Raw genomic sequence first — 9,647 nt, forward strand, 5'->3', positions numbered from 1 at the left:
TTTCCAGCCCGGCCGTGCCTGCCCGCGCGGCCGGGCCTTCACATCATGAGGCCCCGCATGTTGACCCCCATCCTGACAATTCTTCACCAGCCGGCCAGCCGCAGGAAGTGGCTGACCATCATCAGCGGCAGCCTGATCGTGCTGGGCCTGATCGCCCTTTACGGGTTCGGCCTGCGCGGGCTTTGGGCGGCATCCATGCTGGCGGCGGCCTTTGTCGCCGGCTCCGACATTGCCTGGCGGGCGGTGCAAGCGCTGCGCATCCGCCATTTCTCGATCGAGTTGCTGGTGACTGTCGCCGCCATCGGCGCGCTGTTCATCGGCGAATACTGGGAATCCGCCGCCGTTACCTTTTTGTTCAGCTTCGGCGCCTGGCTTGAGGCGCGGACGCTCCGCCAGACCCGTGGCGCGCTGGCCGATCTGCTGAAGGCCGCGCCCGAGATCGCCACCGTGATCCGCGACGGCCAGCCGGTCGAGATCGCCGCCAGTGCTGTCCAGCCGAATGAGGTCGTGCTGGTGCGCGCCGGAAACCGCATCCCCGTCGATGGCGAGGTGATCTTTGGCAACGCCGCCGTGTCCGAGGCCGCCATCACCGGCGAGCCGATCCCGGCCGAGAAAGCCCCCGGCTCCCACGTCCATGCCGGCACCATCGCGGAAAATGGCGTGCTGCGCATCCGCGCCACCGGCATCGGCGCCGATACCACGCTGGCCCGGATCATCCGCCGCGTCGAAGAGGCGCAGGAGGAACGCGCCCCCAGCCAGCGCATGATCGAGCGTTTCGCGCAATGGTATACGCCCGGCATCATGGTGCTGGCGCTGGGTGCCTGGGCGGTGACGCAGGACATTCGCCTCGCGCTGACGCTGCTGGTCGTGGCCTGCCCCGGCGCGCTGGTGATCTCGACGCCGGTCTCCATCGTCGCCGGTATCGGGCGGGCGGCGCGGTCGGGGATCCTGATCAAGGGCGGGCAGCATCTGGAAAGCGCGGGCCGCATCGACATGCTGGCGCTGGACAAGACCGGGACGCTCACCGAGGGCCGCCCGAGTCTGGTCGAGGTGCTGCCGCTGGCGGGTATGGACCGCGCCGAGTTGCTGCACTGGACCGCCATCGCCGAATCCGGCTCGGATCACCCCTTGGGTCGGCCCGTCGTGGCCGCTGGTCGTGCCGAGGGTGACATTCCCGCGCCGGAAGCGGTCGAGGAAGTGGCCGGCATGGGCCTTGTGGTGAACCACGCGGGCCGGCAGGTCGCGGCCGGCAACCGGCGGCTGTTCGACAGGCTGGGCATCGCGTTCGACCCCGAGGCCGAGACCGCGCTGTCCGGGGTTTTGGGGCGCGGGCGCACGCCGATCATCGTGGCGCTGGACGGGCGCATCGCGGGCATCTTTGGCCTGTCCGACCAGCCCCGCCCCTCGGCCAAGGGCGCAATTGCCCGGCTGCGCGACATCGGGGTCGGGCGCATCGCCATGCTGACCGGCGACCAGCCGCAGGCCGCCCACGCCATCGCTGCGGAAATCGGCATCGACGAGGTTCATGCCGGGCTGCTGCCCGAGGACAAGCTTGACCTGATCCGCCGCTTTCAGGCCGAGGGCCGCCATGTCGCCATGATCGGCGACGGCATTAACGACGCCCCAGCGCTGGCTGCCGCTGATACCTCGATCGCCATGGGGGTCGCGGGCTCGGACGTGGCGATCGAGACCGCCGACATTGCGCTGATGGCCGACGATCTGGAGAAACTGCCCGAGGCGATGGCGATTTCCCGCGCGACGCTGAGCAATATGCGCCAGAACCTCGTCATTGCGCTGCTGACCGTGGCCGGGCTGCTGTTTGGCGTGTTCAGCGGCGATGTGCATATGGCCGAGGGCATGCTGATCCACCAGCTTTCGGTGCTGGTGGTGATCGCCAACGCCATGCGCCTGCTGCGCGTCCCGCGCGGTCCCGGCGGACGCCGGCCTGCGCAGGCAGCGGTGCCCGCGACCGCCTAGGCGCTTGTGCCTCATCGACAATTCCGCTCCCGTGTCCATGGCGCGGGGGCGTTTTCATGGGGGATGACATGACCGATAGCAATGATGCCAGACAGATCGGCGAGGTTCTGGATTTCTGGTTCCCCGAGGGCCGCGCGCTGGATATCGACCCTGACCGCCATGCCGAGCTGTGGCGCTGGCGGATGCATGGCGGCGCGGACGGTGCGATTGCGGCGCGCTTTGGCCCGCTGACCGAACGCGGCGCGGCGAGGGCGCTGGATCATTGGGCCGGGACGCCCAGGGGCCGGCTGGCGCTGATCGTGGTGCTGGACCAGTTCCCGCGCTCGCTGTGGCGGGGCAGCAAGCGGGCCTGGGCGCAAGACCCGGCGGCCCTGGCGCAGGCGCTGGAAGGGTTGGAAAAAGGAGACTGGGCGGCACTTGGCCTGCCGTGGTTCCAGATCGCTTTCACCCAGCCCCTGGGCCATGCAGAGGGGTCGGACCATCTGGCCCGCATTGATCGGCTGACCGCCCTGCGCCGTGACATTGCCGCCCGTGCGCCGACGCCGTTGCGGCCGCTCTATGCCTCGCTCGTCGATCAAGCGGGGCAGGTGCGCCGCATCATCGCCAGCTTTGGCCGCCACCCGCACCGCAACGCCATCCTTGGTCGCAGATCGACGCCCGAGGAGGAAGCATATCTGGAAAAGGGCGCGTTTCCGCATCTGCGCGCCTTTCGGGGGTGAGCGCATCCCCACGGGTCAGGTGGGCTGCGCGACACCCGTCAGCGCCTGTCCGGCAACAGACGCCTTCAGCCGGCGGATCGGGTCCGACAGCAACCGCAGCCCGTTCAGCACCACCAGCACGGTGCCGCCTTCATGACCAATCACCACCAGCGGCAACGGCAGATCGAAGAACAGCCCGCCGATGACCAGAACCACCATGGCGCCGATGGCGAAGGTCAGGTTCTGCCGGATCACCCTTGACGTTCGGCGCGACAGGCGGTGCGCGTCCGCAAGCCGCTCCATATCCTCGGACAGCAGCGCCACATCGGCGGCCTGAAGCGCCACCTCGGACCCGGCCGCGCCCATGGCGATGCCGACATCGGCGCGGGCCAGCGCCGCGGCGTCGTTCACGCCATCGCCGACAAAGGCGATGCGGCCGGTTGCGGCCAGTTCGCCGACTTCACGCACCTTGTCCTGCGGCAGCATCCCGGCATGGATCTCGTCCGGTTCCAGCCCAAGGCTAGCGCCGATGCGCAGCGCCACCGGCCTGCGATCCCCGGTCATCATGACGATGCGGCGGACACCACTGTCGTGCAGGGCCGCGATCGCCCCGGCGGAACTGGCCCGTGCCTCATCCGCCACGCTGACGGCGCCCAGCACGGTGGCGCCGCGACCCAGATAGACGACCGTATTGGTGCCATCCGCCAGCGGCTGCAACGCGGGGTGATCCGTTGCGGCCTTCATGTCCTCGGCAAGATAGGCATTGCCCGCCCAAATCGGGCCAAGTGCATCGGACCCTTCGATGCCGATGCCTGGCCGGGCGTTCACATCGGCCACCTGCGCCGGATCAAGCCCGCGGCTGGCGACCTCACGGCGGATCGCGGCGGCGATATGGTGCTCGGAATGCGCCTCCAGCCCCGCCAGCAGCGACAGGAACCCGGCCTCGTCGCCATCCAGCGCGACGATTTCCGTCACCTCGGCGCGGCCGGTGGTCAGGGTGCCGGTCTTGTCGAAGGCGAAGATATCGACCTCGGCCAGCGTCTCCAGCGCGCCGCCGCCCTTGAACAGAACACCGCCCCGCGCCGCCGCCGAAAGGGCCGACAGGATCGCGGCGGGGACGGAAATGACGATGGCGCAGGGGCTGGCGGCGACCAGCAGCGTGGCGGCGCGGTAAAGCGCCAGTTCCCAGTCGCCGCCCAGCCACCAGAACGTGGCAAAGGCGATCACCGCACCCGCCAGCACCGCGACCGTGTAGCGTTGCCCGAACCATTCGCTGAACCGTTCGGAGGGCGCGCGGGCGGCCTGTGCCTCGGTTACCAGCCGGATCATGCGGGCGATGGTGCTGTCGCTGACGCTGCGCGTAACCTCGACCTCCAGCACGCCGTCCAGATTGATTGTGGCCTCGAACACCTGCGCACCGGCCTCTTTCGACACCGGCATGGATTCGCCGGTGATATTGGCCTCGTCGATGCCGCCCCGCCCGGCGGTGACCACGCCATCACTGGGCACCCGGGCGCCGGGGCGCAGCACCACCACTTCGCCAACGGCCAGCACCCCGGCGGGAACTTCCTCGACAGCGCCGCCCGCGGTCTTGCGCAAAGCGGTCTCGGGGCGCAGCGCCATCAGCGCCTCGATGGCGCGGCGGGCGCGGCCAAGCGCGCGTTCCTCCAGCGTGGTCGAGATGCTGAACAGCGTCAGCAGTACCGCACCCTCGAACGGGGCGCCGACGATTGCGGCGGCGATTGCCGCGACGATCATCAACAGGTCGATGTCAAGCACGCGCGCGCGCCACAGCTCCGACAGCGCGCGCCAGCCGGTCGGCAGGCCGCCAGCCAGATAGACCAGCACCAGTCCCGGCAGCTCCAGAGCGTCGAAAGCTCCGCTTGGTAGCCACCTGCCGGCCGCCGCCATTGCCATGCCGAGCACGGTAACGAGCGAAAGGGTCAGTGACAGGTCAATAGTTGGAAATCGCTTCATGTCAGGTTCCTGGCTGGCGAGGTCGCGGCTGGCAGCCGCCATCGCTGGCTGGGTGAGTGGATCAATCGGATGGCTTATGGCACCGAAATGCAAAGGCCGCGACGGCTATCCAGATGGCGCTGCGCAGGATCATCGCGCCCATGGTGCGTGCCTCCCATGCGCCGCCGGCACCGACATGCCACAGGAAGGCGGCGAAGACGGCCACCGTGGCCGTGGCGATGGCCAGCGACAGCAGCGGCGCCCACCCTGCGCCGCGCAACAGGCCGATCCCGGCCAGGACATAGGCAAATCCCGCGACGAAGTTGAACCACAGCACGAATGGCACCACTGCGCCCATATCGACGCCGCCGAACAGCGCCCTGCCGCCCGAAACGATGGTCAGCAGGCCGAAGATCACCGCGACGGCGGCGGCAACGGTCTGGCTGCGCGGTCTTCTCGTCATGTCTGCCTCCGGAGTTCGGGGTTTGGGGAGCGGCCGGGCGGGCGTGGCCCGGCCTGCCATGGGTTGCGGGTTGCGGCGCGCGGAACGGACCCCGCCTCAGGCCCGGCCAAACATGCGCCGCAGCACATCGGTCTTGAGCCAGAAATGATGGTAAAGTGCGGCGAGGATATGCAGGAGGACCAGCGGAACCAGCGCCAGCCGCGCGATGGAATGGGCTTCGCCGATCGCCTCGACGCCGGAAATCCACGCCGCCATGCCGGAAAGCGCCATCAGGATCAGCAGGAGGTTGAGAGCCGCATGCATGCCCGTGGCCAGAACTTTCAGGGCCGGGTGCTCGCCTTCCGGCAGGCCCGGAACGCCGCGCCGGCGGCGCAGCACCAGCCGCCACAGAACGAGAACGAGGATCAGCGCGCCGGCAACGGCATGAGGATTGATCGTCGGCTGGTTCGGCAGCATGCCGTCCATCCGCCCGTCCCATACCTTGACGATGCCGTCATGCATGAGGATCTGGAAAAAGACGAGGGCCGCAATCGTCCAGTGCAGGATGATCTGGGCTCTGGAATAGGATGTCGGTTGCATCTTGGTTACACCTTTTCAAGGTCGCGTGGTATCGGCCACTGTCGTGCGACATCCGATCCGCCGCAGGCATGACGGTGGCGAGGATCGGCGTGTGAGGGCTTGGGTCATGTCTGCCTCCTGACTCCTGACCATCACGCGCTAACCAGATGGCCGTCGCGCAGGTGGATCAGGCGGTCGAAGCGGTCGAAGATCTTCTCGTCATGGGTGACGGTCACGATGCAGGCTTCCTGCTCGGCCGCGAGCTTGCGCATGAGGTCCATCACCAGCCCGGCGCGCGCGCCGTCGAGCGCGGCAGTGGGTTCGTCGGCAAGGATGATGCGGGGGCGGTTGGCCAGCGCGCGGGCAATCGCCACGCGCTGCGCTTCGCCACCCGACAGCAGCGCCGGCTTGACCATCGCGCGATGGCCGACCTCCAGATAGTCCAGCAGTTCACGCGCCCGCGTCCGGCCTTCCTCGGCGGGCAGACCGGTAAGATCGAGCACGACCGCGACATTCTCCTGCGCCGTCAGGAAGGGCAGCAGGTTGTGACTCTGGAAGATGAAGCCGATCTTGTCGAGCCTGAGACGCCTCAGGTCGCGCCGTAGCCATTTGCCGTCGAAGACCGGCTCGCCGTCCAGCACCACCCGTCCCGCCGATGGGGCGAGGATGCAGCCAATGATGTTGAGCAGCGTCGTCTTGCCCGAACCGGACGGACCGAGCAGCGCGATCACCTCGCCGGCCCGCACGGTCAGATCGACCGCGCGCAGGGCATCGACGCGGGTTTCGCCCTCGCCGAAATGCTTGGCCACGTTCGAGACCTCGATGAGGATGTCGCCGAGCGCCATGTCGGTCAGCTCCCGAGCGCTGTGGCCGGGTCGACCTTCATCGCCGCCCGCACGCCGAGCGCCGAGGATAGAAGGCAGACGGCGGCGATGATGCCGGCAAGGACCATGACGTTGAACGGCTCCAGCACCACGCGACGGGGAAAATAGTCCTTCACCGCAAGGATCAGCATCAGGCCGATCCCCCAGCCCGAGGCGCCGAGGATCAGCGCCTGCTGCACGATCAGCGCGATGATGGTGCGGTCGGGCGCGCCGATCAGCTTCAGCGTGGCGATCTGCTTCAGCTTCTCCATGGTCATCGTGTAGATGATCAGCGCGATCACCACGGCGCTGACGGACAGCAGGATGCCGAGGAACAGCCCGATCTGGCGGCGCGCCTTGTCGACGACCGAGGCCAGCAGCAGTTCCTCCTGTTCGGCCTGAGTCATGGCGGCGAGGTGCTTCCATTGGCGCACGGTCGCGGTCAGCAGATCGACATCGGCGCCCGGCGACATGCGGGCAATTATGGCGGCGACCGATGCGGACTTGACGGAGACAGCCCCGCGCGCGGCCTGCACCCGCTGAGCGGCCGGGTCGAGCTCGGTCTGCAGCGCCATCGCGTCGGCCAGCGTCACATAGACCGCCGGATCCCCGCCCGAGTTCATCGCCCCTTCGACCAGGCCGACCACGGTAAAGCGGTTGCGCCCGAGCCGGATCGTCTCGCCGGGCAGCAGGCCGGTCTTGCGGTCGGCCACCAGTTCGAAATGACCGGCGCCGATGCCGCGCCCCTCGGCGATCGCCTGCGGCCCGCCGGGACGCCCCGACTCGTAGCCGACGACATAGAGTCGCAGCGTGCGCCCAGCATGAGGCGCCTCGAGGTTCTGATAGTTGACCGCGCCGGCCTCGGCCACGCCGGGCATCCGCGCCACCGCGCCGCGCGTGTCGGCGGGGATGCTGGAGGCTTCCGCGAACGGTCCCTTGGTACCGGCCTCCACCACCCAGACATCTGCGGCCGGTGCCTTTACCACCGCCAGCGCGTCCGAGACGAGGCCGTTATAGATACCGATCATCGCCAGCACGACCGTCATCAGCAGCCCCAACCCGAAACAGGTCAGCACGAACCGGAACAGGCCATGGCGGATGTCCTTGAGCGCGAGGTTCATGGCGCCTCACTGCCGCGGGCGCGCCGACCCTCGGCCGCGCCCTTGGGCGGATGGGCGACGATGGCGGCTCCCTCGGGCAGTCCGCCCGTGACCTCGACGCGACCGCGATCATCGCGGACGCCGAGGGTCAACTCCACCCGCGCGAGACGGCCGTCTCGCACCGTCCAGACCGTGCCGCGATGGCCGTCGAAGCCGGTGATCGCGACCTCGGGCACCATCAGCGCGGTCGTTCGTGTGCCGGTCAGGATGCGCACTTCGGCCTGTTCGCCAAGAAACATCTCGGCGGGGCAGTCGGCGCAGGTCAGCCAGACGCGGCGTTCTTCGTTCACCCGGTCGCTTTCGATGCCGATGCGGGCGATGGTGCCATGGAATTCGGCCGAAGGCTGCGATCGCAGCCGGATCGTGCCCGGCTGGCCCCGGACAAGCTGGCCGGCACGTTCTTCGTCGACGTACGCCTGGATCCAGATGGTGGCCGGGTCGATCAGGGTGAAGATCGCATCGCCGGCCTTCACCACTGTGCCCGGCTCGGCATGGCGCGCGACGATCAGTGCGTCATAGGGCGCAAGCAGCCGGTGATGGGTGAGAACGGCTTCCTCCTGCCGCAGTGCGGCAGCCGCGTCAAGGCTCTGTGCCCGGATCACTGCCACATCAGCCTCGGCCACGGCCAGATCGGCGCGGGCCACATCCTCGTCGCGTTGCGCTTCCTCGGCGCGTTGGACCGACGCGATATCACGCTGTACCAACCCTTGCTGACGGCGGTTCGCCGCTTCGCGCTCGGCCAGAACGGCACGGGCGCGCACCACGGCTGCGGTGGCCTTGGCAAGATTGGCCTCATTGGCCGTCACCGCTGCGTCCGCGCGGGCAACGCGCGCTTCCTGCTCGGCGGAGTGAAGGACGGCCAGTTCCTGCCCCTTGGCCACGCTGTCCCCGGCATCGGCGGCCAGCGAGGTCAAGGCAGCGCCCACCTCGAAGCCGACACGGCTGAGTATCCGCGCCTCGACGGTGCCGAGCCCGTAGATGCGAAGGTCCACATCATGTTCGGGCTGAACGACCACCACCGTCAGCGGGCGTTCGGTGAAGAACAGAAAGCCGGCAGCGACAGCCGCCGCCAGAAGAAGACCCGACAGCCAAATGCGCCGCATCGTCTATTCTCCTTCCGCAGCCAAAAGCCGGCACTGTGCGTCGAACAGGCGCAGCCCCTCGGCTCGCAAGTCGAAATCGCGGGCGCCGAGCGCCCAGCGGATCGCCACGCCCTGCACGAGCGACGTCAGTAGCGCCGCCGCATCGTTTGCGGCGATGTCGCCGCGCAACGCGCCGGTGTTCTGGCCGGCCCCGACCTCCATCGCCAGAAGGCCGTGGAAGGTCGTGAGCCTGCCGTGAAAGGTGGCGCGCAGCTTTGCGTTGGTGACGTTCAGTTCGCGCGAAAACAGCAGCATGGGAAGGGCAGGGGTAGCAGCGATCTGCGCGAACTGTGCGGAAATCAGTGCACGCAACCTGACGATCGGGGTGTCTCCGAGGCGCAATGCATCCTCCCACGCCGTTGCCAGCCCCTCGGCCACATGCTCGGCAACGGCCTGCCAGAGTGCCGCCTTGGTCGGGAAGTGCCGGAACAGCGCGGCCTGCGTGACGCCGATCTGCGACGCGACCGCCCCCGTCGTCACCCGGTCCGGCCCGATCCGGTCGGCCAGGTCGAGCACGGTGGCCACGATCTCGGCCTTGCGAAGCTCCGCTGACTTTCGCACGGGGCACCCCGTTAGTTAGTGAGTAGTCACAAACATATTTAGGCAGCCTCATGCGATGCGTCAATCACTGGGCATCATTTTCTGCATGCATTGATTGCCGCGACACCGGGAACTAGGTGGGCAAGAGGGAGGCCGGCCTATCTCGGCATTGTTGCAGAAGTCGGCTTCAGGACATGATGGCCCTTTCCCCAGCTGAGGTCAGGCCACGCGTTCGATCTCGGCGGTGCCGAGGGCGTTGAAGCGGTTCATCAGGGCGACGCGGATGTGGA

Annotated in this window: 9 protein-coding genes; 2 read left to right on the forward strand and 7 right to left on the reverse strand. The window is 68.2% G+C overall.

Annotation, left to right across the window (positions count from 1 at the left end):
* The first annotated feature begins 57 nt into the window (after positions 1-57).
* A complete protein-coding gene (locus QPR87_RS21820; protein ID WP_285051343.1) occupies positions 58-1,977 on the forward strand; it encodes a heavy metal translocating P-type ATPase in 1,920 nt (639 codons plus the stop codon).
* A 68-nt stretch (positions 1,978-2,045) separates the two neighbouring features.
* The gene (locus tag QPR87_RS21825) at positions 2,046-2,696 is read left to right on the forward strand and encodes a DUF924 family protein (RefSeq protein WP_208999482.1); all 651 of its coding nucleotides are present in this window, start codon (positions 2,046-2,048) and stop codon (positions 2,694-2,696) included.
* 15 nt (positions 2,697-2,711) lie between these two features.
* Here QPR87_RS21825 and QPR87_RS21830 read toward each other — a convergent pair whose 3' ends face one another.
* The 7 genes from QPR87_RS21830 to QPR87_RS21860 form a co-directional block, all read right to left on the reverse strand.
* Positions 2,712-4,652: a heavy metal translocating P-type ATPase gene (locus QPR87_RS21830; protein ID WP_285051344.1), complete on the reverse strand. Its 1,941-nt coding sequence runs from the start codon at positions 4,650-4,652 to the stop codon at positions 2,712-2,714.
* Positions 4,653-4,713: 61 nt separating this feature from the next.
* On the reverse strand, positions 4,714-5,094 hold the full coding sequence (locus tag QPR87_RS21835; RefSeq protein ID WP_149766318.1) for a hypothetical protein: 381 nt from the start codon (positions 5,092-5,094) through the stop codon (positions 4,714-4,716).
* A gap of 96 nt (positions 5,095-5,190) precedes the next feature.
* A complete protein-coding gene (locus QPR87_RS21840) occupies positions 5,191-5,673 on the reverse strand; it encodes a cytochrome b (protein ID WP_036760157.1) in 483 nt (160 codons plus the stop codon).
* 131 nt (positions 5,674-5,804) lie between these two features.
* Positions 5,805-6,497 carry an ABC transporter ATP-binding protein gene (locus tag QPR87_RS21845; RefSeq protein ID WP_036760158.1) on the reverse strand — a complete coding sequence of 231 codons (693 nt, stop codon included), beginning with the start codon at positions 6,495-6,497 and terminating at the stop codon, positions 5,805-5,807.
* A gap of 5 nt (positions 6,498-6,502) precedes the next feature.
* Complete coding sequence (locus QPR87_RS21850) at positions 6,503-7,636, reverse strand: ABC transporter permease (RefSeq protein WP_285051345.1); 1,134 nt, start codon at positions 7,634-7,636, stop codon at positions 6,503-6,505.
* Complete coding sequence (locus QPR87_RS21855; protein WP_072464028.1) at positions 7,633-8,778, reverse strand: efflux RND transporter periplasmic adaptor subunit; 1,146 nt, start codon at positions 8,776-8,778, stop codon at positions 7,633-7,635. The genes QPR87_RS21850 and QPR87_RS21855 overlap by 4 nt, the downstream gene beginning before the upstream one ends.
* A gap of 3 nt (positions 8,779-8,781) precedes the next feature.
* Entirely contained in the window at positions 8,782-9,342 is a 561-nt protein-coding gene (locus QPR87_RS21860; protein WP_244295277.1) for a TetR/AcrR family transcriptional regulator, read from the reverse strand.
* Between the last annotated feature and the right edge of the window lie 305 nt (positions 9,343-9,647).

Source organism: Paracoccus sp. SSJ, assembly GCF_030234105.1.
GTDB lineage: Bacteria > Pseudomonadota > Alphaproteobacteria > Rhodobacterales > Rhodobacteraceae > Paracoccus > Paracoccus denitrificans.